The sequence below is a fragment of the Streptomyces sp. NPDC003036 genome (assembly GCF_040611175.1).
Lineage (GTDB): Bacteria > Actinomycetota > Actinomycetes > Streptomycetales > Streptomycetaceae > Streptomyces.
In genome coordinates, this window is the sequence record NZ_JBEXNO010000039.1 from 1 (window position 1) to 23,859 (window position 23,859).

Genomic DNA, 23,859 nt, shown 5'->3' on the forward strand with positions numbered 1-23,859 from the left:
GTAACTCCCGGCACCTTCCGGTCAAGGGTCCTAGGACCTACCTGGTCCCTTGGGCCGATGCGGCCGGTTGGCGGGCAAGGTTAGCGTTCCGGGTGGCAGACCGCGCTCCTCGGCGCCGTGGCTCCGCGGGCCGTCACCGCGACCGTCGTCCACCGCGAGGACGTGGTGGTCTGGCTCCTGGAGGGCGAGGAAGCACCCGAACTGCTGCCCCGGACGGCCTGCGCCGAACCCGCCGTACGCCAGGGCTGGGAGCCGTTGCTGGAGCTGCTGCGACCGGCCCTGGACCAGCAGACCTCAGGGCTGGACGTGCCGGACCTGCTCGAGCGCTGGGCCATGCGCCGCATCACCGACCGGCGGGCGTCATGAGCGGCGGGCGGCGCGTCGCGGTCTGCGGCCTGGGCGTGATGGGAACGGGCGTCGCTGGCCGGCTGCTGGAGACCGGCGCAGAGGTCCGCGTGTGGAACCGGACCGCCCGGCGGGCCACGGCCCTCGGCGACGCCGGGGCCACCGTGTGCGCCACTCCGGCCGAGGCCGCCCGCGGCGCCGAGGCGGTCCTGCTCTGCCTGGCCGACGCCGAGGCGCTCCGTGCCGTCCTCCAGGGTGAGCAGGGGGTTCTCGCGGCGCTGCCCGCCGACGCCCTGCTGATCTGCGCGAGCACCGTCTCCCCGGCGGACGTCGTGGCGCTCGCCGGCCGCGGCGGCGTGGTGGACGCCGGACTGCTCGGCAACGGCGACCACGCCCGCACGGGTGAGCTGCGGATCTTCCTGGGCGGCGCTCCCGAGGACGTCGAGCGCGCCGCGGAGCTGGTCGCCGGACTCGCCAAGCAGATCGTCCCGGTCGGCCCGCTCGGGTCCGGCATGCGGCTGAAGCTGCTGATGAACCTCCTCATGGGGATCGAGATGCAGGCCATGGCCGAGGCGGCCGCGCTGGCCACGGCGCAGGGCCTGGACAGGACCGCCGTCCTGCGCGCCATCGCCGCCAGCGGCTTCGCCTCGCCCGTGATGCGCTTCAAGACCGAGCGCATGACCGGGGAGCGGTGGGACGACCCCGACTTCCGGCTCCGCCTGATGCACAAGGACCTGCGCCTGGTCACCGAGGAGGCCGCGGCGGCGGGGATCTCCCTGCCCATGGCGTCCGCCGCCGCCGACACCCACGCCCAGGCGGTCGCCGAGGGGCTGGGCGACGCCGACTGCGCCGCCATCGCACGCGTCCTCGCGCCGGCCGCCGTGCCCGCCGCCTCCGGGAGCGGCCGTGACCATTGACGTGCACGGGCACCTCAGCCCGCCGTGGCTGGCCGAGCGCTACCCCATGCCGCCCGCGCTGTGCGACGTGGAGGGCATGATCGAGGCCAAGCTGGCGGCCGGCGTGCGGATGACCGTCGTCGGGAGCCCGGTGGGGGCCGGGGCCATGGTGCCCGCCCCCGGGGTCGACAACTACGCCCAGCCGGAGGGCGATCTGGAGCGGCTCCACGACTGGCTCGCGGACACCGTCCGCGCCCACTCCGAGCACCTGCGCGGGTACGTCTACGTCAACCCGCTCGGCGGCCCGGACCACCTGGCCCGCGCCGCGGCCCGGGTGCGGGAGCCCGAGTTCGTGGGGTTCATCGTCAACAGCAGCGTCCGTGGCCGGTACCTGGACGCCCCGGAGGCCGAGGACTTCTTCGCCCTGGCGGAGGAGGCCGCCGTCCCCGTCCTGGTGCACGCCCCCGCGCTGCCCGCCTGCGGACAGGGCCTGGACGACCTGGCGCTGCTCGAGCGCGTCGGCCGCTACTGCGACGTCGCCGTGGGGCTGGCCGTACTCGCCCGGGCCGGCGTGCTGGACCGGCACCCCGGGCTGCGGCTGATCGCCGCCGCCGCGGGCGGTGCCCTGGCCATGCTCGCGGCGAGGCTCGACGCGGTCGGCGGCCCGCCCTCCGGCGTGACGGCCGGCCCGAACGGCGGCCGGAACGGCGGCCCCGGCGGGCCGAACGGCGGGTCGAACGGGCGGCCCGGCGGGTCTGGCAGGCCGCCAGGGGCGACCGGACGGCCGGGCGGGCAGCCCGCCCTGCGGCCAGGTGACGCACTGCGCCGCATCCACGCCGACACCGCCAGCCCCGGTGCCGAGTCCCTGCGCGCCCTCCTCTCCTTCTTCGGGCCCGAGCGCGTGCTGTACGGCACCGACTCCCCGCCCCTGGGCGCCGCCGCGGTCTCCGGACCGCTCCGCCTCCTCGCCGACGAGCTTCCCGACGCCGACGTACGGGCCGGCGTCCTGGCCCACAACGCCCTGCGCCTCTTCCCGCGGCGCCTCAGCCCCGGCACCACGACCCTCACCGGAAGGACGTCATGACCGACACCGTCAGCCCCGCAGCCCCGTCGGCCGACACGGAGCGCGCGGTCCGCGTGGTCTCGATCGACGAGGTTCCCGCGAACACGCGGCGCGGCGGGGACATCCGCACCCTGCTCAGCCCCGGCACCGTCGGCGCGACCACCGGGTTCCTCGGTGTCGCGATCCTCCAGGAGGGCGAGAGCATCGCCGAGCACTACCACCCCTACTCCGAGGAGTTCGTGTTCGCCGTACGCGGCGAACTGGAGCTCGACCTCGACGACGTACCGCACCGGCTGACGGAGGGGCAGGGGCTCGTGGTCCCGAAGAACATGCGCCACCGCGTGCGGAACACCGGCTCGGGCGAGGCCCGGATCGTGTTCCACCTGTGCCCGCTCGCCCCGCGGCCGGAGCTCGGCCATGTGGACACCGAGGAGGCCCGGCCGCGCCGTACGGCCGACACCGCGGAGAAGGGGCGGTCATGACCCGCCGTGCCGTGGTGACGGGCGTCGGTCTGGTGGTCCCCGGCGGCATCGGCACCGGTGCCGCGTGGGAGCTGCTCTCCCAGGGGCGTACGGCCACCCGTGGCATCACCCTGTTCGACGCCTCGGAGTTCCGCTCCAGAATCGCCGCGGAGGTCGACTTCGATCCGGCGGCGGCCGGGCTCGGCCCCGAGGAGACCGCGCGCATGGACCGCTACGTGCAGTTCGCCACCGTGGCCGCCCGCGAGGCGGTCGCCGACGCGGGGCTGGACCTGGCGGCCGAGGACGCGTGGCGGGTCGGCGTCTCGATGGGCACCGCGGTCGGCGGCACCACGCAGCTGGAGCTCGACTACGTGACCACCAGTCGTGCCGGGCGCGACTGGAAGGTCGACACCGAGGCCGTCTCCCCCTACCTGCACCTGGCGCTCACGCCCAGCGTGCTGGCCGGGGAGGTCGCCGACGTCGTCGGCGCGCGCGGCCCGGTGCAGACCGTCTCCAGCGGCTGCACCTCCGGCCTGGACGCGGTGGGGTACGCCGCCCGCCTGATCGAGGACGGCGAGGCCGACGTCGTCATCAGCGGGGCGTCGGAGTCGCCGATCTCGCCGATCGCCATGGCGTGCTTCGACGCCATCAAGGCGACGTCCACCCGGAACGACGAGCCGGAGACCGCCTCCCGCCCCTTCGACCGGGACCGCGACGGGTTCGTGATGGGCGAGGGCGCGGCGGTCCTCGTCCTGGAGTCCGAGGAGCACGCCCGGCGGCGCGGTGCCGTCGTCCACTGCGCGGTGGCCGGATTCGCCACGCACGGCAACGCCCACCACATGACCGGGCTGCGCCGCGAGGGCGTGGAGATGGCCCGCGCCATCACCACCGCGCTCGATCAGGCGCGCGTCGCCCCCGACGAGGTCGACTACGTCAACGCGCACGGCTCGGGGACGCGGCAGAACGACCGCCACGAGACCGACGCGGTCAAGCGGGCCCTCGGCGCCCACGCGCGGGTGACCCCGATGTCCTCGCTGAAGTCGATGGTGGGTCACTCGCTCGGCGCGATCGGCGCCATCGAGCTGGCGAGCTGTGTGCTCGCCATGGACCGGTCCGTGGTGCCGCCCACCGCGAACCTCGAGCACCGCGACCCGGAGTGCGACCTGGACTACGTGCCGCGCACGGCCCGGGAGCGGCGGCTGGACGCCGTCCTCTCCGTGGGCAGCGGCTTCGGCGGCTTCCAGAGCGCCGTCGTCCTCACCAAGGGAAGGAAGCTGCGATGACCGAAGCCCGGACCGGACCCCTGGCCGTCACCGGACTCGGAGTGGTCGGTCCCGCCGGCGTGGGCACCGAGGCGTTCGCCAAGGCGATCCGCGAGGGCATCTCGCACCTCGCCCCGATCACCCGCTTCGACCCCGAGGGCTTTCCCGTGGCGCTCGCCGGCGAGGCCCGGGACTTCACACCGTCGGACCTCATCGAGGGCCGCTACCTGGTCCAGACGGACCTGTTCAGCCAGTTCGCGATGGCCACCGCCGACGAGGCGCTGGCCGACGCGGGCCTGGAGCAGCCGGGCGACCCGTACGACGTGGGCGTGCTCATCTGCTCGTACGCCGGCGGGGTGACGTTCGGGCAGGTCGAGATCGAGCGGCTGTGGGCGCGCGGCCCCCGCCACGTCGGCCCGTACCAGTCCATCGCCTGGTTCTACGCCGCCAGCACCGGGCAGGTGTCCATCCGCCGCGGTCTGAAGGGCGCGTGCGCGGTCCTGGTGACGGACGAGCCCGGGGCGCTGGACGCGCTCGGCCACAGCGCCCGCGAACTGCGCCGCAGCGGGGGCGCCATGCTGGTCGGCGGTGCGGAGGCGCCGGTCGGCTCGCCGTTCTCGCTGGCCTGCCAGGTCGGTGCCGGACTGCTCAGCCCGGACCGCGACCCGGCCACCGCCTACCGTCCGTTCAGCCCCCGGGCCCGCGGTTACGTACCCGGCGAGGGCGGCGCGGTGCTGGCCGTGGAGACCGCGGAGGCGGCCGAGGCGCGCGGCGCGCGCGTACGCGCCCTGGTGCTCGGGCACGCCACCGCCTTCGGCGGGACGGCGGCCTTCGACCCGGGCGGCGAGGCGCTGGAGCACGCGGCCCGGACCGCCCTGGACCGTGCCGGGCTCGCGCCCGGGGACGTGGACCTGGTCTTCGCGGACGCCCTCGGAACGGCCGAGGCGGACGCGGCGGAAGCCGCCGTACTGGCCCGGCTGCTGCCCGACGTCCCGGTCACCGCCCCGAAGGCGGGGTTCGGCCGGGCCTACGCCGGGGCGGGGGCGCTGGACCTGGCGGCCGCCGTGCTGGCGCTGGAGCAGGGGTTCGTCCCGCCGACGCCCTGGCCCGACCCGGACGAGCCGGTGCTGGAGGAGCTCGCCGGCCGGCTGGTCCGCGGGGCGGGGCCGGCCGCCGCCCCCCGCACGGCCCTGGTGCTGTCGCGGGGCTTCGGCGGGGCGTGCAGCGCGGCCGTGCTCGCCCGCGCCGGTCACCCGCTGCCACCGCTGCCCGCCGCGGCGTGACGCGCGTACAGGAATGCACCACCGAACGGAGGAGGACGACACCATGAACGCACCCAACGCATCCGACGCATCCACCATGACGCTGGATCAGCTGGCTCCGCTGCTGGCCGGCTGCTGCGGCGTCGACGTGACCGGCGAGGAGCTGGTCGCCGCACCGCACACGACGTTCGAGGAGCTGGACGTCGACTCCCTGGGCAAGCTCGGACTGGTCGCGGAGCTGGAGCGCCGCGGGGGCGTGCGGCTCGGCGGCGAAGCCGAGGAGTGCGCGTCGCCCTACGAGCTGGTGGCGGTGTACAACGCCGCCGTGAGCGGTACCGCTTCGGCCGGAACGGCCTCGGCCGACACCGCCTCGGCCGGAACCGCCGCGCCGCGGACCCGGGGCGGGGACGAGGCACCGGGCCACACCGAGAACGAGATCGTCATCGAGGCCCCGCTGGAGCACGTCTGGCGGATGACCAACGACCTGGAGGCCTGGCCGCGGCTGTTCAGCGAGTACGCGTCGGTGGAGGTCCTGGAACGCGAGGGCGACACGGTGCGGTTCCGCCTGACCATGCACCCGGACGAGAACGGCGCCGTGTGGAGCTGGGTGTCGGAGCGGACCATGGACCGGGAGGCGCTGACCGTGCGCGCCCGCCGTGTCGAGACCGGCCCCTTCGCGTACATGAACATCGTGTGGACGTACCGGCCCACCGAGGACGGTGTCGTGATGCGCTGGGTGCAGGACTTCGCGATGAAGCCGACCGCCCCGGTGAGCACGGCGCAGATGGCCGAGCGGATCAACCGCAACTCGCCCGTCCAGATGGGCCTGATCAAGTCCACGGTGGAAGCCGCCGCCCGCGTCGGAAGCGTCCGCCCGTGAGCGCCGCGGAGCGCCCGGTGCACCGGGCGCTGATCGTCGCGCGGATGATGCCCGGGGCCGAGGACGACGTGGCCGCCGTGTTCGCGGCGTCCGACCGGGGGGAGTTGCCGGATCTGGTCGGTGCCACCTCGCGGAGCCTGTTCCGGTTCCGCGACGTCTACCTGCACCTGATCGAGGCCGACCGACCCCTGGGCCCGGCGGTGGCGGCGGTCCGGGACCATCCGGCCTTCCGGTCGATCAGCAGGGAGCTGGATCCGATGATCTCCCCCTACGATCCCGGGAGTTGGCGCGGTCCGGCCGACGCCATGGCACAGGAGTTCTACCGCTGGGAGCGGGGGGCGGGAGAGAAACCCTAGAGAACCGAACACCATCGAATTTCTTTGCCCATGAAGCGTGTCGGCGGGCCCTGCTCGATTAGCCTGTGCTCCATCCGGGACACCCGGGGGCGCGACTGGCAAGCCGTAAACACGACTACGAGCGTGGAGCGCGGGGGGAACCATCCATGGACCTCGGTCTGAAAGGCCGTACGGCCATCGTCACCGGCGGCTCGAACGGCATCGGTGCGGCCATCGCACAGGCGCTGGGAGCCGAAGGGGCGCATGTCGTCGTCGGGTACCACCGGGCACCCTCCCGGGCCGACGAGGTGGTGCGCCGGATCCAGGACAGCGGCGGCGAGGCGGTGAGCTGCTTCTACGCGCTCGACGACTCCGCCACCGCCCACCGGATCGTGGAGACGGCCCTGGACACCTGGGGACGGCTGGACGTGGTGGTGGCCAACGCGGTCCGCTGGTGGGGCCGCGGTCCGGGGGGCTTCGAAACCCTCCCGGAGGAGGAGGCCGAGCGGATCGTCTCGGACAACCTGCTGGGCGCCATCCGCCTCGTGCGGGCCGCCGCCCCCGCCCTGCGGGAAGGCGGCTGGGGGCGGATCGCCCTCGTCTCCTCGAACCTGGTCCAGGAAGGCATCCCCGGCGCGGAGTACTACGCCGCCGCCAAGGGCGGCCTGCACGGCCTGTGCCGGTCGCTGGCCTGGTCCCTGGGCCGGGACGGAACGCTGGCGAACGTGGTGATGCCGGGGCTGACGATGACCGAGCGGAACCTGGCCAACTTCCCCGTGCCCCTGCGGACCCAGGAGACCCGGCAGACACCGGCCGGGCGCCTGATCGTCCCCGAGGACATCGCCGACACCGTCACCTATCTGTGCTCGGAGGCCAATCGCGGGATCACCGGGGAAGTCGTCCCGGTGACCGGCGGGCGCTGAGCGCGCCGGCACCCCGCCTCCGCCTTCCTCTCCTCCGCTCTCCTCTCCTCCGCGACGTCGCCCGTACGCGCTCGGCCACCCCCCTCGGTCTCCCCGGCACCGCCGGAGACTGTGCAGGAGCGTCTGACCGGAGCCCCTCCCGGGGCTCTCCCTCCGCACAACCGACCCCGACGAGGTCATCCATGGTTGCCCGTGTACTTGTCGTCTGCTGTGAACCCTTGATCACCCTGATGCACACCTGCCGGCCGCTCCTGGCCGGCCTGGGCGAGGCGGGAGCGTCCCCCTTCGTACGGACACTGCCGTGGGCCGGCCCCGCCGGAACACCGCGGTCCCCCGCGCCGGCGCGGGAGGTGCCCGCCGCTCTCGACCCGGAAGAACTGGCCGCCGCCGACGGCGTCGTCTTCGCCACCGCCGGGGCCACCCCGCACCTCGCCTCCTCCGCGGCGGCCATGCTGGCCGGCACCGCCCCTCTCTGGGCCGCGCGGCAGCTGGAGGACCGGGTCGTGACCGGCTTCACCACGGCGGAGGGACCCGCGGGCGAGGAGGTCCTGTCGGGTCTGCTGAGGGCCGCCTGCCACTGGGGCAGCGTGCTGCTTCCCGGCCCCCGGCCCGGGGCCGCGGACCCTGCCGCTCTGCACGCCCTGGGGATCCGCATGGGCGGCCTCGCCGCCCGCGCGCCGTCGCGTGTGATGGCCGCTCAGGCCACCTGACCGCACCGCACCGAGCCGCACCGCCTTTCCGAGTCCGTCGAACGACCGAACGACCGAACCAGAGGTGGAGATCCATGCCCGCACCCGCTACCCCGCCCCCGGCCGCGCTCGCGGCGAAGGCGCACGTCCGTGAACTGTCGATAGCGCCGTGGATTTCCCAGGCGATGTACGCCATAGCCAAGCTGGGCGTCCCGGATCATCTCGTCGACGGGCCGCGCCCCGTCGAGGAGGTCGCCCCGCTCGTCGGCGCCGATCCCGACACGCTGCACCGCCTGTGCCGGGCGCTCGCCTCGGCGGGAGTGCTCACCGAGGCAGGCCCTCGCACGTACGGCCTGGACGAGCCCGGACAGCAGCTGGTCTCGGGCCGCCCGGGCAGCCTGCGCGACGTCGTGGTCATGCACGGCGAGGAGACCTTCCGGGCCTTCGCCGACATCCTGCACACCGCGCGCACCGGCCGCCCGGCCTTCGAGCGGGTCTTCGGGACCTCCTTCTACGACTACCTCCGCGACACCCCCGAGGCGGAGCAGCTGTTCCACCGGGCCATGGGCGTCTCCGGCAGGCCTCCGGCGGTGGCCGGCAGCCTGGACCTCGACGGCGCCAAGACCGTCGTCGACCTCGGCGGCGGCTCCGGCGACCTGCTCGCCGAGGTGCTCACCGGCCACCCCGGCACCCACGGCGTCCTGCTCGACCTCGCCGACGCGGTGGAGGAGGGCCGGCGCCGGATGGCGAACGCGGGCCTCGCCGACCGGGTGCGCTGCGTGGCCGGAAGCTTCTTCGACGCCGTACCCGAGGGCGACACCTATCTGCTCGCCCGCGTGCTCCACAACTGGGGCGACGAGGACGCCCTGCGCATCCTGCGGCGCGTCCGCGACGCGATCCCGCCCCACGGCCGGCTCGTCGTCCTCGACCGGCTGGTGCCGGAGGTCGCCGGTCCGCACCCCGGCAAGACGGCGGACCTGGTGATGCTCGTCGTGCTGGGCGGACGTGACAGAACCCGCACCGAGTACGCCGACCTGCTGGCGGAGGCCGGGTTCGCGCTGGAGTCGGTGGTGGCGCCGCCGCCGGGGGCCGACCCCCGCGCCGAGAGCGCCCTGGTCGCCCGTCCCGGCGGGCCCGCTCGTTCCTAGGCGCCTCGGGTCAGCGGCCATTTCAGAACACGGGGGGATCAGCGAGTGTTTGAAGTGCCCAATGTGAGCTCCATCAGAGACGCCGTCCCGCGGACCGTCGTCATGGACCTCACCACCGCCGGATACCTGACGGCGGACATCGCCCAGGCGTTCCGCATGGCGGACGCCCTGTTCAGTGAGGCCCGGCTCAGCTGCCAGCGGTTCCAGCTGACCGACCACTACTCGGTCGGCACGTGGGACTACTGGTACCGCCGGATCAGGGAGTCGGCGCGCTTCCGGGAACACACCGCCGTCATCTATCTCGACACCGTCTTCGGGTACGGGATCGCCATCCGGCGGCTGCTGTGCGCGCTGCGCACCGGGAAGGCCATCAGGCCGGATCTGGTCCAGCGGGCGATGGAGGAAGGGGCCAGCATCCCCGTCGCCGAGGAGCTCGTCTCCGAGTTCGCCGGCCCGTACACCGGCCGGGGGCCGGTCGTCCGCTGCCTGCAGCAGTCCTACGAGGTCGCCCGCGGGAGCGTCCTGACCGCGCTGGAGGCCGCCCGGCACGCCAACGCCCCGACGCTGCACGGGCTGTTGGCGGACTCCTGTACCGACGCCGGGGAGGCCGTCACCTCGTGCCTGATCCCCGTCAACCGCTACGCGGAAGCCCTGCACTTCGCCCTCTGCCAGGACGACGTTCCCCATCTGCCCGCGGTCGCCGGCCTGGAAGGGACGGGCTGACCGCACGTACGCCGCCGCCCGGCACGGCACGGCACCGCACCACGACACGTACCTCACGCCTCACGCTGCACGTTTCCCGCCCCACGCCCCACGCCTCACGCCTCACGCCTCACGCTGCACGTTTCCCGCCCCACGCCCCACGCCTCACGCCTCACGCCTCACGACCAAGGAGTTCTCACCATGTCCGCTTCCCCCGCAGTGCAACCACCGTCCGTCCTCCCCGACATCCCGCCGGAGGAGACCCAGCGCGTCATGCGCACCCTGCTCATGGGCATGCCCTGGGTCGGTCAGGCGGTGTACGCGGTCGCCAAGGTCGGCGTCCCGGACGCGCTGGCCGGCGGGCCGCTGCCGGTCGCCGAGCTGGCCGACCGGGTCGGCGCCGACGCCGACGCCCTCTTCCGGTTCTGCCGGGCCCTGGAGTCCCTGGGCCTGCTGGAGATCACGGCCGGCAAGGAGATCGGGCTCGCACCCGGCGGACACCTGCTGCGCAGCGACGCCCCCGGGGCGCTGCGGCACTTCGTCATCGTCAACGGCGAGGAGAGCTTCCGCGCCTGGGCCGAGGTGCTGCACTCGCTGCGCACCGGCCGTCCGGCCTTCGAGAAGGTCTACGGCACCGGCCACTTCGCCTACATGGCGGAGCACCCGGAGGCCGCCGAGTCCTTCAACGCCATGGCGGGATCGGGCACCGCCCCCGCCGTGCTGGAGCGCTGCGACGTCGCGGACGCCTCGGTGGTCGCGGACATCGGCGGTGCCACCGGCGTGGTGCTCGCCTCCGTCCTGGCCCGCCTGCCCGAGGCGCGCGGCATCCTCCAGGACCTGCCGCAGGCGGTCGCCGACGCTCCCGCGGTGCTGCGCAAGGAGGGTGTCGAGGAGCGCTGCGAGATCGTCGGCGCCAGCTTCTTCGACCAGGTGGCCACGGGCGCCGACGTCTACATCCTGTGCCGGGTGCTGCACGACTGGAACGACGAGGACGCGCTGCGCATCCTGTCCCGGGTCCGCGAGGCCATGCGGCCGGACAGCCGCCTGGTCGTCGTGGACAACATGATCCCGGCCACCGCCGGCTTCCACCCCGGCAAGCTCGCCGACCTCCAGATGCTGGTGATCCTCGGCGGCAAGGAGCGCACCCTCGGCGAGTGCAAGGAGTTGCTGGAGCGCGCCGGCTTCCGCACGGTGGCCGAGCATCTGCCCGAGGGCCCCGGCCCGCGCGGCGAGAGCGCCGTCGAGGCGGTGCCGGCGTGAGCGGGCCCCTGCGGGTGGGGGTGGTCGGAGCCGGCTGGGGCGCGGGCCTGCACCTGGAGGGCTTCCGGCGGACGGGCCGGGTGCGGCTGGCCGTGCTGACCAGCCGCACCCGGGAGCGCGCCGAGCAACTGGCCGCCCGCTTCGGCGTGGAGGAGGTGGCGGACAGCCTCGACGAGCTGATCGAGAAGGTCGACGTGGTGTCCGTCGCCACTCCGCCGGACGCCCACCACGACGCCGTGCTGCGCGCCGCCGCCGCGGGGCGGCACGTGCTGTGTGACAAGCCGGTCGCCGTCCGCGCCGACCAGGCGCGGGAGATGCTGGAGGCCGCGGAGAAGGCGGGCGTGGTGCACGCCACCGGCTTCGTGTGGCGGTACGACCCGGCGTTCGCCGCCATGGCCCGGGCGGTCGCGGCGGGTGCCATCGGCCGCCCGCTGCACGTGCGGGTGGCCAGCGTCATGGGCCTGCCGCCGCTGCCGTACAACTGGATGTACCGGCGGGAGGACGGCGGCGGCGCCCTGATGCAGCACGGCTCCCACGTGCTGGACCGCATCCGCGTCCTGCTCGGTGAGGAACTCACCGTCGTACGGGGGGAGCTCCACCACGACCTGCGCGAGGCCGAGGACGGGCCGCGGTTCCACCACATGCTGGAGGTGTTCGACTGGGCCCGGCGCAACCCCGCACCGGTGGGCTCCGCGAAGGGCCTGCCGGTGACCGCCGACACGGGGTACGAACTCTCCGGCACCACCGCCTCCGGGGTCCGCGTCTCGGTCTACGAGGCGTGGCACGCCTCCTCCCGGGTCGAGGAGTCCTTCGCCGTGCACGGCACCGAGGGAAGCCTGGAGTGGTCCGGGGCGGACGGCCTGGTCCTGCTGCGGCCGGGGCGTGACCCCGAGGCCGTGGACGTACCGGGCGGGGGGTCCTCCAGCGGCACCGGGGCCGCCCGGGAGCACGGACTGATGCTCTGGCACCGGTTCGCCGACTCCTTCGTGACGGCCGTGGGGACGCGGGGCGGGCACCCGGCCGCGTCCGGGCCGGAACCCGAGGGCACGGCCGCCGGCCCGCTGCCCACGCTCGACGACGGACTCCAGGTCATGCGGATCGTGGAGGCCGTCCACGCCAGTCACCGATCGCGACACGAGGAGCAGGTATGAGCGAGACCGCCGAGGCAGGGGCAGTGCCCGAGACGGCAGTGTCCGAGACGGCAGTGCCCGAGATCCGGCCGACCCACCACGTGGTCACCTACCGGCCGGGGCCGGGCTGGATCGAGGGCAAACCGCTCTTCGAGCAGCCGCTCCAGGGGCACGCCGAGCACAACGCCGAACTGGAGGCCGAGGGGCTGCTGTTCCTGAGCGGGCCGTTCCTCGACCGGAACGGGGGGATGTCCGTGCTCGCCGTCTCCGACACCGACGAGGCGGAGAAGATCGTCGCCAAGGACCCGGCCGTCAAGAACGGCGTGTTCCTGGCCGACGTCGCCCCCTTCTTCGCGGCGTTCCCGCGGGGAGCGGCAGCCGGCCCCGCGGAGGGCGGTGAGAAGGCGGGGGCATGATCCGGTGCCCCCTGACCTGACCGTCCGTTCCGTACACCGACCGCCGTAGGATTCGTTCTTTCGGCCCCCCCCAGCACCCGGGAGACAGAACGCATGCAGCCCACGGAGCCTGCGGAAACCTCCGCGATCAGAGACTCGCTGGGGACCGCGCTGGTCCGCGCCGCGAGGGAGCATCGCGTCCTCGTCTCCCGGGGGCTGACCGAACTGGGTCTGCACCCCGGCCAGGAGCTGCTGCTCGCCGAGCTGTGGAAGGAGGACGGGGTCACCCAGACCGAGCTGACCGCACGCCTCGGGGTCGAGCTGCCGACCGTGGTGAAGGCGGTCCAACGGCTGGAGGCCAGCGGGCTGGTGACGCGGCGCAAGGACCCGCGCGACCGGCGGGTCACCCGGGTGCACCTCACCGAACAGGGCGGCGGCCTGCGGTTCGCCGTCGAGACCGTGTGGACCCGCACCGAGGACCTGATGCTGCGGGGGCTGGAGGACCGGCAGGTGCGGGCGCTGCGGGAGGCGCTCGACGTCCTGCACCGCAACCTGTCCGAGGAGCGGTGGCCGCAGCACTGACGCCCGGCTGACCGAACGACGTGCCCGTCGCCAACGCGACCGCGCCGCAGCCGGGTTCCCGACCCTGCACGCGACAGACCGAGGATCACTCATGACCTTGATCGACGAACGGGCCGTGACCGCTCCGGCGGAAGCGCCGGCGCAAGCTCAGGCGAACGGGCCCGCGCACCACCCCGCCACCCCTGCGGACATGTCCGAGGCCGTGGCCGACCTGCGCCGCATCCGGGAACGGGTACGCCGCGGCCCCGGCGACAAGGCCACCCGGGCGCAGAAGGCCCGCGGCAAGCTGACCGTCCGGGAACGCCTGGACCTGCTCTTCGACCCCGGCACCTTCACCGAGGTGGAGGGGTTGCGCAGGCACCGGGCGACCGGGTTCGGCCTGGAGGCCAACCGCCCCTGCACCGACGGCGTGGTCACCGGCTGGGGCCTGGTGCACGGCCGGACGGTGTTCGCCTACGCCCACGACTTCCGCGTCTTCGGCGGCTCGCTCGGGGAGGCGCACGCCGAGAAGATCCACAAGATCATGGACCTGGCCGAGAGCGCCCGGGCGCCGCTCGTCGGCCTGTGCGACGGCGCCGGCGCCCGCATCCAGGAAGGCGTGAGCGCGCTCGCCGGCTACGGGGGCATCTTCCGCCGCAACGTCCGCAACTCCGGTGTCATCCCGCAGATCAGCGTCATCCTCGGCCCGTGTGCGGGCGGGGCCGCGTACTCCCCCGCCCTCACCGACTTCGTCTTCATGGTCCGCGGCACGGCGCAGATGTGCATCACCGGCCCGGACGTGGTGAAGGCCGTCACCGGTGAGGAGATCACGCACGAGGGGCTGGGCGGCGCCGATGTGCACGCGGCCGCGTCCGGCGTCGCGCACTTCGTCCACGACGACGAGGAGACCTGCCTGGAGGAGGTCCGCTACCTGCTGTCGCTGCTGCCCTCCCACAACCGCGAACTGCCCCCGGCCGTCGCCCCGGACGACCCCGCCGACCGGGCCACCGAGGCGCTGACCGAGCTGGTGCCCGCCGACCCCGGCCGCTCCTACGACGTGCGGCGGGTGATCGAGGAGGTCGTCGACGACGGCGAGTTCCTCGAGGTGCACGAGCTGTGGGCGGGCAACGTGATCTGCGCCCTGGCACGGCTGGACGGCCATGTCGTGGGCGTCGTCGCCAACCAGCCCGCGGTCCTGGCCGGCGTCCTCGACATCACGGCGTCCGAGAAGGCCGCCCGCTTCGTGCAGCTGTGCGACGCCTTCAACATCCCGCTCGTCACGCTCGTGGACGTGCCCGGTTTCCTGCCGGGCGTGAACCAGGAGCACAACGGCATCATCCGGCACGGCGCCAAACTGCTGTACGCGTACTGCAACGCCACCGTGCCGCGCGTCTCCGTCGTGCTGCGCAAGGCGTACGGCGGCGCGTACATCGTCATGGACTCCCGCTCCATCGGCGCCGACCTCTGCTACGCCTGGCCCACCAACGAGATCGCCGTCATGGGCGCCGAGGGCGCCGCCAACGTCGTCTTCCGCCGGGAGATCGCCGCCGCCGACGATCCGGAGAAGGCGCGCCGGGCCCGGATCGAGGAGTACCGGCGCGAGCTCGTGCACCCGTACCACGCCGCCGAGCGCGGCCTGGTGGACGACGTCATCGACCCCGCCGAGACGCGGTCCGTGCTCATCGCCTCCCTGGCGATGCTGCGCACCAAGCACGCTCCCCTGCCCACCCGCAAGCACGGGAACCAGCCGCAGTGAGCGGCGGCCCCGAGATCCGCGTGCTCCACGGGCGGCCGACCCCGGATGAACTGGCCGTGGTGACCACCGTGCTCCTCACCGTCCTGCGAGGGCGCCGGGAGGGGCCGTCGGCCCCCGGCCGCGCCGACGCACCCGCGTCCGCTCCCGCCTCGGTCCCCGCTCCCTGGGCCACGCACCCGTACCCGGACTGGCAGCCCCTGCCGGGCCGCTGATCAGAAGGCGTCGTCGCTCCACTGGTCGAGGAGGGCGTCGTCGGCGAGCCCCGCGGCTTCCGGCGCGCCCTGGAGGGACAGCTCGGCCCAGATGACCTTGCCGGCGGGGGTGTAGCGGGTGCCCCAGCGTTCGGTGTACCGGGCGACGAGGAACAGGCCGCGGCCGCCCTCGTCGGTGGTCTTGGCGCGGCGGGGATGGGGGGAGGTGCTGCTCGCGTCGGAGACCTCGCAGATCAGGGTCCGGTCGCGGAGCAGCCGGACGGTGATGGGCTCGGCGCCGTAGCGGATGGCGTTGGTGATCAGTTCGCTGAGGACGAGTTCGGTGGCGAAGCCGATCTCCTCCAGCCCCCACTCGGCGAGGCGGCGGGCGCAGGCGGCGCGGACCGGGGCCACCGCCGAGGGGTCGCGGGCCACGTCCCAGTGGGCGACGTTCGCGGGGTCGAGCCGGCGCGTACGGGCGACGAGGAGCGCGATGTCGTCCCTGGGTCTGGCGGGCACGAGGGCCTCGATCACCGCGGCGCAGGTGTCCTCCGGTGTGCGGCCGGTCCCGGCCAGGGCCTCGCGCAGGATGTCCAGGCCGGTGTCCAGGTCCCTGCCGCGGTCCTCGACGAGCCCGTCGGTGTAGAGCACCAGGCGGGAGCCCTCGGGGAGGACCAGCTCCCTGCTCTCGAACGGCAGGCTCGCGCTCAGGCCGAGGGGAGGCGAGACCGGCAGGTCGGGGAAGTCCACGGTTCCGTCGGGGTGGACGACCGCCGGGCCGAGGTGCCCGGCGGTGGCGGCGGCCACCCGCCCGGAGACGGGGTCGTAGACGGCGTACAGACAGGTGGCCCCGGTGATCCCGTCCCCGTCGCGCACGTCGCCCGCGGTCTCGTCGGCGCTCTCGTTGGCGTCGATGTGGGCGACGAGCTCGTCGAGGTGGGTGAGCAGTTCGTCCGGCGGCAGGTCGAGGGTGGAGAAGTTGTGCACGGCGGTACGCAGCCGGCCCATGGTGGCCGCGGCGTGCACGCCGTGGCCGACGACGTCGCCGACCACCAGCGCCACGCGGGCGCCGGACAGGGGGATGACGTCGAACCAGTCGCCCCCCACTCCCGCCTGGGCCGGCAGGTAGCGGTACGCCACGTCCAGCGCGCTCTGCTCGGGCACGCCCCGGGGCAGCAGGCTGCGCTGGAGGGTGACGGTCGTGGCGTGTTCGCGGGTGTAGCGGCGGGCGTTGTCGATCGCGACCGCGGCCCGGGTGGCCAGCTCCTCGGCGAACGCCTTGTCCTGCTCCTCGAACGGTGCGGAGGCGCCTGCCCGCCGGAAGGCGGCCACGCCCAGCAGGGCCCCGCGCGCCCGGATCGGCACCGCCAGGAGGGAGTGGTACCCCCGGGCGGGATCGTCGTCGGTGCCCGGTCCCGTACCCGTGCCCAGGACCGCCCGGCCGCCGGCCACGGCGGCCGCGACGGGGCTGGTGGGAGCGAACCGGACCGGCTCGCCGACCGGGTGGAGGGAGGGGGCCCCGTCCCGTCCCGCACTGGCGGTGCGGCGCATCTCGATGCCCGCCTCCGGGCTCACCTCCGGGGGCTCCTGGCCCCGCAGGACCGGCTCCAGCAGTTCGACGGTGACGACGTCGGCGAAGTGCGGCACGGACACCTCCGCCAGCTCCTCGGCGGTACGCGTCACGTCCAGCGTGGTGCCCATCCGCGCCCCCGCGTCGTACAGCAGCTTCAGCCGCTCCCGCGCCAGCTGGGCCCGCCCGGTGACCGTGGCCAGCTCCGTGGTGTCCCGCAGCGTCACCACGCTCCCCGCTTGGCCCCCGTAGGGTGCGGTGGGCCGCTTGTTCACCGCCAGCAGCCGGTCCCCGACCAGCCGCACCGCGTCCGTGACCGGATCCCCCGACGCCAGCAGCCGCGCGGTCTCCCCGTCCAGCCCCAGGTCCGCCACGCGCCGACGCTCCACGTCCGCCGGAAGGGCGAGCAGCCGGCGCGCCTCGTCGTTGGCCAGGAGTACGCGCCCCTCCGCGTCGACGATCAGCACGCCCTCGCGCACCGCGTGCAGCACCGCGTCGTGGTGCTCGTACATGCGCGTCATCTCCGCCGGGCCCAGGCCGTGCGTCTGCCGCCGCAGCCGCCGCGACACCAGCGCGGTGCCGGCGGTGGACACGAGGAGCGCGGCGGCGCCGGTGCCGAGGATGATGGGCAGCTGCCGTTCGACCAGGTCCCCCACGTTCTCCTCGGTGATCCCGGCGGACACCAGTCCGACGACCGACCCGTCGGCCGCTTTCACCGGGACCACCGCCTGCACGGCCGTTCCCGTGCCGGCGGGCACCGGCGGGCCGCCCGCGCGCTCGACGACGGTGCGGCCCTCCAGCGCCGGCTGGATGGTGCCGACGAACTTCTTCCCGATCTGCCGGGGGTCGGGGTAGGTGAGGCGGATGCCTTCCGTGTCCATGACCAGCACGAAGTCCACGCCCGCCCGCCGCCAGGCCGCTTCGGCGCGCGGTTGCAGCACGGCCGTCGGGTCCGGGCCTTGGAGCGCCTCCGCCGTGCCGGGGGCGTTCGCGAACATCTCGGCCGCCGTGAGCGACAGGCGCTCCGCCTCGCGCTCGCTGCCGCGGCCGGCCTGCACGACCAGGGCCGTCATCGCGGCGGCCGCCAGCAGCAGCACGATCACGACCTGGAGAGCGAACACCTGCCCGGCGGCGCTGCGCAGCGACGCCCGCCACCATGGAGCTTCCGGGCCTGGGCCTGGGCCTGAGAGGCCCTTTTCCCTCATGGTCACTTTCTAGCACCGGTCACGGGCGCGGGGCGAAGGACCTGAGGGGCTCCGTACCGCCGAGACCGCGACGAGCGGGCGTCACGCGGCGACCGCCGGAAGCGACGCGCACCGGGCGACCAAGGCGGGGCGGTGGTCGATGGCCCCGTTCCAGAGGGAGCGGACCTGGTCGTAGTCCCGGTCGGCGGGGGTGACGAGCCGTCCTTCGAGGCGGTCGCGCAGGGAGCCGATGGTCTGGTCGGCGAGGGTGGTCATGGCAGCCTCCGCGGGTTGTGCCGCCGCTCTGTCAACCTATCGACACCCGAACGGGTGGACAAATCGGGGCAAGCCTCCGCTGCCATGCGCCTACCGCTCCCCCTCCGTCCGCGACCGGGCCCACGTCGAGCGCACATGCCCCAGGTGGCGGGCCATGCACGCCTCGGCCGCCGCCGCGTCGCCCGCCAGCATCAGGTCGAGGAGCTCGTGGTGCTCCTGCGCCGAGGCGACCAGGAGGCCCCGCTCGTCCAGGGCCGTCAGGCCGTAGAGGCGGGAGCGCTTGCGCAGGTCACCGACGGTCTCCACGAGGCGGTCATTGCCGGAGAGGGCCAGCAGGGAGAGGTGGAAGCGGCGGTCGGCGTCCAGATAGCCGATCAGGTCGTGGTCGCGGGCGCGGGTGACGATCTCCTCGGCGACCGGGCGCAGCTCCTCCAGCTGACGGCGGGTGGCCGCGCCCGTGACGGCGCCGACGGTGGGCACCTCGATGAGCGCCCGCAGCTGCGTGTACTGGTCGAGGTCCCGCTCGCTGACCTCGGTGACCCGGAAGCCCTTGTTGCGTACGGGCTCGACCAGGCCCTCGCGGGCCAGCTCCAGCATCGCCTCGCGCACGGGGGTCGCGGAGACGCCGAAGCGGGCGGCGAGGCCGGGCGCCGAGTGGACCTCGCCGGGGCGCAGCTCGCCGGCGATCAGGGCGGCGCGCAGGGCGTGCGCGACGCGGTCGCTCAGGCGGTCGTGGGCGGTGAGTGTGGTCAGCGCCGTCGGTCTGCTCATCGTGGTCCTTCCACCGCTCACAGCAGGAAACCCGCCGGGAACGGATCCTCCGGGTCGAGGAAGTACTGTGCCGTACCGGTGATCCAGGCCCGGCCGGTGACCGTCGGTACGACGGCGGGCAGGCCGCCGACCGTCGTCTCGCCGACGAGCCGCCCCGTGAACTCCGTACCGATGAACGACTCGTTGACGAAGTCGCGGCCGAGCGGCAGCAGGCCGCGCGCGTGCAGCTGCGCCATGCGCGCGGAGGTGCCGGTGCCGCACGGGGAGCGGTCGAACCAGCCGGGGTGGATGGCCATGGCGTGCCGGGAGCGTACGGCGTCGGAGCCGGGGGCGGCGAGGTACACGTGCTTGAGGCCGCCGATGGCCGGGTCCTCGGGGTGGACGGGGCGGTCGGTGGCGTTGACGGCGTCCATGAGGGCGAGTCCGGCGGCGAGGAGGTCGTCCTTGCGGGCGCGGTCGAAGGGCAGGCCGAGCGCGTCGAGCGGGACGATGGCGTAGAAGTTGCCGCCGTAGGCGAGGTCGTAGGTCACGGTGCCGTGGCCGGGGACGTGGACCGTGCGGTCGAGGGCGGCGCAGAAGGCGGGGACGTTGGTGAGGGTGACGGACCGGGCGGAGCCGTCCTCGACGCGGACGTCGGCGGAGACGAGCCCGGCCGGGGTGTCGAGGCGGACGGTGGTGACCGGCTCGGTGACGGGCACCATGCCGGTCTCGACGAGCACGGTCGCCACGCCGATGGTGCCGTGGCCGCACATCGGCAGCAACCCGGAGACCTCGACGTAGAGCACGCCGTAGTCGGCGTCGGGGCGGGTCGGGGGCTGGAGGATGGCGCCGCTCATGGCGGCGTGGCCGCGCGGCTCGTACATCAGCAGCGTGCGGACGTGGTCGAGCCGGTCGGCGAAGTGGCGGCGCCGCTCGGCCATGGTGGCGCCGGGGAGGGTGCCGACGCCGCCGGTGATGACGCGGGTCGGCATGCCCTCGGTGTGCGAGTCGACGGCGTGGTAGACGTGCCGGGTGCGCATGGCTAGGCGAGCCCCTCCGCGAGTGCCTTTTCGGTGGCCGCGCGGACCGCGGCGTACCGCTCCTCGTCCAGGAGGGTGCGGGGCGGGCGGCACGGACCGCCGTGGCGGCCCGCCAGGTCCATGGACGCCTTGATGGCCTGGACGAACTCCGGCTTGGAGTCCCAGCGCAGCAGCGGGTGCAGGGACCGGTACAGCGGCAGGGCGGTGTCCAGGTCGCGGGCGGTGGCGGCGCGGTAGAGGGCGGCGCAGGCGGCGGGCAGGGCGTTGGGGTAGCCGGCGATCCAGCCCGCGGCCCCGGCCACCGCCAGCTCCAGCAGCACGTCGTCGGCGCCGATCAGCAGCTCCAGTCCGGGGGCCAGTTCGGCGATCTCGTACGCGCGGCGCACGTCGCCGCTGAACTCCTTGACGGCGACGACGCTGCCGTCGCCGTGCAGCTCCGCGAGCAGCGCGGGCGTCAGGTCGACGCGCGTGTCGTGGGGGTTGTTGTACGCGACGACGGGCAGCCCGGCGCGCGCGGCCTCGGCGTAGTGGGCGCGTACCGCGCGCGCGTCGGCGCGGTACGCGGTCGGCGGCAGCAGCAGGACGGATCCGGCGCCCGCCTCGGCCGCCTGCTCGGCCCAGCGGCGGGCCTCGGCGCCGCCGTACGCGGAGACGCCGGGCATCACGCGGGACCCGTCGCCGGCGGCCTCGACGGCGACGCGCACGAGCCGGGCGCGCTCGTCGTCGGTGAGGGTCTGGTACTCGCCGAGGGAGCCGTTGGGGACGACGCCGTCGCAGCCCTGGGCGATCAGCCAGGAGACGTGCTCGGCGTAGGCGTCGTAGTCGATGGCGAGGTCGTCGCGCAGCGGCAGCGCGGTGGCGACCATGATGCCGTGCCAGGGGGAGGTGCGGTGGTCCATCATGCGGCTCCTGGTGGTTGTGCCAGATGGCTGAGCGGGACGGGGCAGGAGAGCGGGCGCCGGTCGGGCGCCGGGTCCTCGCCGGCGAGGCGGGCGACGGCCTGGCCGCACACGCGGCCCTGGCACCAGCCCATTCCGGCGCGGGTGAGCAGCTTCACGGTGCGGGCGTCGCGGGCGCCGAGGGCGGTGACGGCCTCGCGGATCTGGTCGGCGGGGACCTCCTCGCAGCGGCACACCTCGGTGGCGCCGTCCAGCCAGTCGGTCCAGCCGGGGCCGGGCCGGTGGGCGGCGGCCATCGCCTCGGCGAAGGCGCGCAGCCGGGCGCGGCGGCGCAGGAGAGCGCCCGGCGGGCGCCGGCCCGCGAGGGACAGGGCGGCGATCTCGCCTTCCGTGCGGGCCAGTTCGGCGCCGCCGACGCCGCAGGCCTCCCCGGCGGCCCACACTCCGGGCACGGAGGTGCGCTGCCCGTCGTCCACGGCGACGGCGGGGGTGGCGTCGGCGGTGCGGCGCGTGGCGCAGCCCAGGCCGGTGGCGAGCTCCAGCTGCGGTACGAGGCCGTGGCCGACGGCGAGCGCGTCGCAGGGGATGCGGCGCCCGGTGCCCGGGACGGGCCGCCAGTCGCGGTCGAGGCGCGTGACGATGACGGCCTCGACGCGCGCGGTGCCGTGGACGGCTGTGACGGCGTGGCGGGCCAACAGCCGTGTGGAGTGGCGCAGCAGGGCGGCGCCGTGCCGCGCGCCCTCGGCGAGCTTGCCGGGGTTGCGGACCAGCGCGCTGGCCCGGCCGGCGTACGCCGTGTAGTCGGCGGCCTCGACGACGGCGGGCACCCGGGCGCCCGCGGCGGCGAGCGTGGTGGCGACGGCGAGCAGCAGGGGGCCGCTGCCCGCGACGACGATCCGGCGGCCGGGCAGGACGCCGCCGGACTTGAGCATCGCCTGGGCGCCGCCCGCCCCGACGACGCCGGGCAGGGTCCAGCCGGGAAAGGGCAGCTGGCGTTCGTAGGCGCCGGTGGCGAGGAGGACGCGGCGGGCGCGGACGGCGGCCGGGGTCCCGTCGGGTCCGGTCCCTCCTCCGTCGACGCAGTGCAGCAGCCAGCCGTCGCCGTCCCGTACGACGGTCCACACGTGGTGCAGCGGCAGGTGGCGTACGCCGCCAGAGAGGCCGCGCACGAGGTCGCGGGCCGCGCGCGGTACGGGGCCGTGCGCGGGGTGCCGGAAGATCTGGCCGCCGGCCCGCTCCCCCGCGTCCAGCAGCGTGACGCTCAGCCCGAGCCGGGCGGCCGTCCCGGCGGCGGCGAGCCCGGCCGGCCCGGCCCCGACGACGGCGAGGTCGACCGTCGTGCGGTCAGCGGTCATGGCCCGTGCCCTCCTGCGTGGTGACGGTGTCGCCGGGGCGGGCCGGGATCAGGCACGCGCGCTGGTTGGGGCGGCCGTTGACGGTCGCCAGGCAGTCGTAGCAGGTGCCGATCCCGCAGAACGCGCCGCGCGGCGCGCCGCCGCCGCGGGTGGTGCGCCAGGCGAGGACGCCGTTGCTCCAGAGGACGGCGGCGATGGTCTGCCCGGGCCGGGCGGTGAGGGGGCGCCCGTCGAAGGTGAGGGTGAAGGGAGACGGGGACGGTGTCGCGGAGGTCACGCGGTGGCTCCTTCCGGTGCGGTGAACCGGTCCGGGCGGAACGGCCGGGCGTCCAACGGCGGTGGGGCGCCGCACAGGGCGGCCGCCACGAGCAGCCCGGTCGCCGGGGCGAGGCCGATGCCCGCGCCCTCGTGGCCGCAGGCGTGGTGGAGGCCCGGCACCCGCGGGTCGGGCCCGATGGCCGGGAGGTGGTCGGGCAGGTAGGGGCGGAAGCCGTGGTACGCGCGCAGGGCCCGTACGCCGCCGAGCGCCGGGAAGAGGGCGGTCGCCTGCGCCGCGAGCCGCCGCAGCGCCTCGGTCGACAGCGTCCGGTCGAAGCCGACGCGCTCGCGCGTGGCGCCGATCAGGAGGGGCCCGGCCGGGGTGGACTCGACGACGGCGGAGGACTGGAGGGCGGCCGAGCCGCTGGCGACGTCGGCGACGTAGTCCGCCGCGTACACCTTGTGGCGTACGAGGCGGGGCGGCAGCGGCTCGGTGACGAGGACGAAGCCGCGGCGGGGCAGCACGGGCAGGTGGACGCCGGCCCGTTCGGCGAGCGCCCCGCCCCAGGTGCCGGCCGCGTTGACGACGGCGGGGGCGTGGAGGTCGCCGCGGGTGGTGCGTACGCCCCGGACGGCGCCGCGCCGGTCGGTGAGGACGGCCGTGACCTCTTGCCCGAGCAGGAGGGCGGCGCCCGAGGCGCGCAGCAGCCGGGCGGCGGCCTGGGCGGGCTGGACCTGGGCGTCCTGCGGGTAGTGGAAGCCGCCCGCGAGCCCGGGCGCGAGGTGCGGTTCGAGGTCGGGCAGCCGGTCGGCGGGAAGCTCGCGGGCGTCGACGCCGGAGGCGCGCTGCCCCGCCGCGAAGGCGCGCAGCGCGGCGAGGGCGGTCTCGTCGGATGCGACGACGAGACCGCCCTTGGGCTCGTACTCGGCCTCCGGTGGGAGGGTTTCGGCGAGTTCGCGCCACAGTCGGGTGGACAGTAGCGCGAGGTCGAGCTCGGGGCCCGGCTCCTTGTCAGAGACGAGCAGGTTGCCCTCGCCGGCGCCGGTGGTGCCGCCCGCGACGGGGCCGCGGTCGACGACGGCGACGGCGAGTCCTGCGCGGCCCGCGTAGTAGGCGCAGGCCGCACCGACGACCCCGGCGCCGATGATCACGGCGTCCAGGGCGGCCGGCACATGACTCACATGTCGCGTGGGCACGGCAGTAATATTTCACGCACTACTGCCGCTCGTACAGGGTCCGTACGGGTAATTCCCCTCCCGAACCGTGG

General features: G+C 74.8%; 25 protein-coding genes and 1 pseudogene. 18 read left to right on the top strand and 8 right to left on the bottom strand.

The window, feature by feature from the left end:
- The first annotated feature begins 117 nt into the window (after positions 1–117).
- The 18 genes and pseudogenes from ABZX67_RS25580 to ABZX67_RS25665 all read left to right on the top strand — a co-directional run bounded on the left by ABZX67_RS25580 (position 118) and on the right by ABZX67_RS25665 (position 15,280).
- The gene (locus ABZX67_RS25580; protein ID WP_355364215.1) at positions 118–366 is read left to right on the top strand and encodes a hypothetical protein; all 249 of its coding nucleotides are present in this window, start codon (positions 118–120) and stop codon (positions 364–366) included.
- Positions 363–1,262 carry an NAD(P)-dependent oxidoreductase gene (locus ABZX67_RS25585; protein ID WP_355364218.1) on the top strand — a complete coding sequence of 300 codons (900 nt, stop codon included), beginning with the start codon at positions 363–365 and terminating at the stop codon, positions 1,260–1,262. The genes ABZX67_RS25580 and ABZX67_RS25585 overlap by 4 nt, the downstream gene beginning before the upstream one ends.
- On the top strand, positions 1,252–2,325 hold the full coding sequence (locus ABZX67_RS25590; RefSeq protein ID WP_355364221.1) for an amidohydrolase family protein: 1,074 nt from the start codon (positions 1,252–1,254) through the stop codon (positions 2,323–2,325). Before ABZX67_RS25585 ends, ABZX67_RS25590 begins: the two co-directional genes overlap by 11 nt.
- Positions 2,322–2,786, top strand: a complete 465-nt coding sequence (locus tag ABZX67_RS25595; RefSeq protein WP_355364224.1) for a cupin domain-containing protein — start codon at positions 2,322–2,324, stop codon at positions 2,784–2,786. Before ABZX67_RS25590 ends, ABZX67_RS25595 begins: the two co-directional genes overlap by 4 nt.
- Complete coding sequence (locus ABZX67_RS25600) at positions 2,783–4,048, top strand: beta-ketoacyl-[acyl-carrier-protein] synthase family protein (protein WP_355364227.1); 1,266 nt, start codon at positions 2,783–2,785, stop codon at positions 4,046–4,048. The genes ABZX67_RS25595 and ABZX67_RS25600 overlap by 4 nt, the downstream gene beginning before the upstream one ends.
- Positions 4,045–5,310, top strand: a complete 1,266-nt coding sequence (locus tag ABZX67_RS25605; RefSeq protein WP_355364230.1) for a beta-ketoacyl synthase N-terminal-like domain-containing protein — start codon at positions 4,045–4,047, stop codon at positions 5,308–5,310. The genes ABZX67_RS25600 and ABZX67_RS25605 overlap by 4 nt, the downstream gene beginning before the upstream one ends.
- A gap of 397 nt (positions 5,311–5,707) precedes the next feature.
- A pseudogene (locus ABZX67_RS25610) lies at positions 5,708–6,169 on the top strand (SRPBCC family protein); the annotation flags it as partial.
- A gap of 17 nt (positions 6,170–6,186) precedes the next feature.
- The gene (locus tag ABZX67_RS25615) at positions 6,187–6,525 is read left to right on the top strand and encodes a TcmI family type II polyketide cyclase (protein WP_355364411.1); all 339 of its coding nucleotides are present in this window, start codon (positions 6,187–6,189) and stop codon (positions 6,523–6,525) included.
- 146 nt (positions 6,526–6,671) lie between these two features.
- Positions 6,672–7,427 (top strand): SDR family oxidoreductase, encoded by a 756-nt coding sequence (locus ABZX67_RS25620; protein WP_355364233.1) that lies wholly within the window; start codon positions 6,672–6,674, stop codon positions 7,425–7,427.
- 218 nt (positions 7,428–7,645) lie between these two features.
- Complete coding sequence (locus ABZX67_RS25625; protein WP_355364236.1) at positions 7,646–8,137, top strand: hypothetical protein; 492 nt, start codon at positions 7,646–7,648, stop codon at positions 8,135–8,137.
- Positions 8,138–8,211: 74 nt separating this feature from the next.
- Entirely contained in the window at positions 8,212–9,264 is a 1,053-nt protein-coding gene (locus tag ABZX67_RS25630; protein WP_355364239.1) for a methyltransferase, read from the top strand.
- Positions 9,265–9,327: 63 nt separating this feature from the next.
- A complete protein-coding gene (locus tag ABZX67_RS25635) occupies positions 9,328–9,987 on the top strand; it encodes a hypothetical protein (RefSeq protein WP_355364242.1) in 660 nt (219 codons plus the stop codon).
- Positions 9,988–10,167: 180 nt separating this feature from the next.
- Entirely contained in the window at positions 10,168–11,226 is a 1,059-nt protein-coding gene (locus ABZX67_RS25640) for a methyltransferase (RefSeq protein ID WP_355364245.1), read from the top strand.
- Positions 11,223–12,377: a Gfo/Idh/MocA family oxidoreductase gene (locus ABZX67_RS25645; RefSeq protein ID WP_355364248.1), complete on the top strand. Its 1,155-nt coding sequence runs from the start codon at positions 11,223–11,225 to the stop codon at positions 12,375–12,377. Before ABZX67_RS25640 ends, ABZX67_RS25645 begins: the two co-directional genes overlap by 4 nt.
- Positions 12,374–12,772 (top strand): YciI family protein, encoded by a 399-nt coding sequence (locus ABZX67_RS25650; RefSeq protein ID WP_355364251.1) that lies wholly within the window; start codon positions 12,374–12,376, stop codon positions 12,770–12,772. The genes ABZX67_RS25645 and ABZX67_RS25650 overlap by 4 nt, the downstream gene beginning before the upstream one ends.
- Before the next feature lie 93 nt (positions 12,773–12,865).
- Positions 12,866–13,333, top strand: coding sequence for a MarR family winged helix-turn-helix transcriptional regulator (locus ABZX67_RS25655; protein WP_355364254.1), 468 nt, complete (start codon positions 12,866–12,868; stop codon positions 13,331–13,333).
- Between the two features lie 190 nt (positions 13,334–13,523).
- The gene (locus ABZX67_RS25660) at positions 13,524–15,068 is read left to right on the top strand and encodes an acyl-CoA carboxylase subunit beta (RefSeq protein ID WP_355364414.1); all 1,545 of its coding nucleotides are present in this window, start codon (positions 13,524–13,526) and stop codon (positions 15,066–15,068) included.
- Complete coding sequence (locus tag ABZX67_RS25665; RefSeq protein WP_355364257.1) at positions 15,065–15,280, top strand: acyl-CoA carboxylase epsilon subunit; 216 nt, start codon at positions 15,065–15,067, stop codon at positions 15,278–15,280. The genes ABZX67_RS25660 and ABZX67_RS25665 overlap by 4 nt, the downstream gene beginning before the upstream one ends.
- Here ABZX67_RS25665 and ABZX67_RS25670 read toward each other — a convergent pair whose 3' ends face one another.
- From ABZX67_RS25670 to ABZX67_RS25705, 8 genes are all read right to left on the bottom strand, one after another.
- Complete coding sequence (locus ABZX67_RS25670; protein ID WP_355364260.1) at positions 15,281–17,950, bottom strand: SpoIIE family protein phosphatase; 2,670 nt, start codon at positions 17,948–17,950, stop codon at positions 15,281–15,283.
- 165 nt (positions 17,951–18,115) lie between these two features.
- Positions 18,116–18,289, bottom strand: coding sequence for a hypothetical protein (locus ABZX67_RS25675; RefSeq protein ID WP_355364263.1), 174 nt, complete (start codon positions 18,287–18,289; stop codon positions 18,116–18,118).
- 90 nt (positions 18,290–18,379) lie between these two features.
- Complete coding sequence (locus ABZX67_RS25680) at positions 18,380–19,060, bottom strand: GntR family transcriptional regulator (protein ID WP_355364266.1); 681 nt, start codon at positions 19,058–19,060, stop codon at positions 18,380–18,382.
- Positions 19,061–19,077: 17 nt separating this feature from the next.
- Positions 19,078–20,079 carry a proline racemase family protein gene (locus ABZX67_RS25685; RefSeq protein ID WP_355364269.1) on the bottom strand — a complete coding sequence of 334 codons (1,002 nt, stop codon included), beginning with the start codon at positions 20,077–20,079 and terminating at the stop codon, positions 19,078–19,080.
- Positions 20,080–20,081: 2 nt separating this feature from the next.
- On the bottom strand, positions 20,082–20,978 hold the full coding sequence (locus ABZX67_RS25690; RefSeq protein WP_355364417.1) for a dihydrodipicolinate synthase family protein: 897 nt from the start codon (positions 20,976–20,978) through the stop codon (positions 20,082–20,084).
- Positions 20,978–22,333, bottom strand: coding sequence for an FAD-dependent oxidoreductase (locus ABZX67_RS25695; protein ID WP_355364272.1), 1,356 nt, complete (start codon positions 22,331–22,333; stop codon positions 20,978–20,980). The genes ABZX67_RS25690 and ABZX67_RS25695 overlap by 1 nt, the downstream gene beginning before the upstream one ends.
- Positions 22,323–22,610, bottom strand: a complete 288-nt coding sequence (locus ABZX67_RS25700; RefSeq protein WP_355364275.1) for a (2Fe-2S)-binding protein — start codon at positions 22,608–22,610, stop codon at positions 22,323–22,325. Before ABZX67_RS25700 ends, ABZX67_RS25695 begins: the two co-directional genes overlap by 11 nt.
- A complete protein-coding gene (locus tag ABZX67_RS25705) occupies positions 22,607–23,788 on the bottom strand; it encodes an FAD-dependent oxidoreductase (protein ID WP_355364277.1) in 1,182 nt (393 codons plus the stop codon). Before ABZX67_RS25705 ends, ABZX67_RS25700 begins: the two co-directional genes overlap by 4 nt.
- Positions 23,789–23,859: the final 71 nt, after the last annotated feature.

Excerpts from the sequence above, each read along its gene's own strand:
- ABZX67_RS25685 (WP_355364269.1), bottom strand. The coding sequence starts at position 20,079 with ATGCGCACCCGGCACGTCTACCACGCCGTCGACTCGCACACCGAGGGC.
- ABZX67_RS25630 (WP_355364239.1), top strand. The coding sequence starts at position 8,212 with ATGCCCGCACCCGCTACCCCGCCCCCGGCCGCGCTCGCGGCGAAGGCG.
- ABZX67_RS25695 (WP_355364272.1), bottom strand. The coding sequence starts at position 22,333 with ATGACCGCTGACCGCACGACGGTCGACCTCGCCGTCGTCGGGGCCGGG.
- ABZX67_RS25675 (WP_355364263.1), bottom strand. The coding sequence starts at position 18,289 with ATGACCACCCTCGCCGACCAGACCATCGGCTCCCTGCGCGACCGCCTC.
- ABZX67_RS25585 (WP_355364218.1), top strand. The coding sequence starts at position 363 with ATGAGCGGCGGGCGGCGCGTCGCGGTCTGCGGCCTGGGCGTGATGGGA.
- ABZX67_RS25595 (WP_355364224.1), top strand. The coding sequence starts at position 2,322 with ATGACCGACACCGTCAGCCCCGCAGCCCCGTCGGCCGACACGGAGCGC.
- ABZX67_RS25640 (WP_355364245.1), top strand. The coding sequence starts at position 10,168 with ATGTCCGCTTCCCCCGCAGTGCAACCACCGTCCGTCCTCCCCGACATC.
- ABZX67_RS25600 (WP_355364227.1), top strand. The coding sequence starts at position 2,783 with ATGACCCGCCGTGCCGTGGTGACGGGCGTCGGTCTGGTGGTCCCCGGC.
- ABZX67_RS25655 (WP_355364254.1), top strand. The coding sequence starts at position 12,866 with ATGCAGCCCACGGAGCCTGCGGAAACCTCCGCGATCAGAGACTCGCTG.
- ABZX67_RS25605 (WP_355364230.1), top strand. The coding sequence starts at position 4,045 with ATGACCGAAGCCCGGACCGGACCCCTGGCCGTCACCGGACTCGGAGTG.
- ABZX67_RS25650 (WP_355364251.1), top strand. The coding sequence starts at position 12,374 with ATGAGCGAGACCGCCGAGGCAGGGGCAGTGCCCGAGACGGCAGTGTCC.
- ABZX67_RS25660 (WP_355364414.1), top strand. The coding sequence starts at position 13,524 with ATGTCCGAGGCCGTGGCCGACCTGCGCCGCATCCGGGAACGGGTACGC.
- ABZX67_RS25690 (WP_355364417.1), bottom strand. The coding sequence starts at position 20,978 with ATGGACCACCGCACCTCCCCCTGGCACGGCATCATGGTCGCCACCGCG.
- ABZX67_RS25680 (WP_355364266.1), bottom strand. The coding sequence starts at position 19,060 with ATGAGCAGACCGACGGCGCTGACCACACTCACCGCCCACGACCGCCTG.
- ABZX67_RS25620 (WP_355364233.1), top strand. The coding sequence starts at position 6,672 with ATGGACCTCGGTCTGAAAGGCCGTACGGCCATCGTCACCGGCGGCTCG.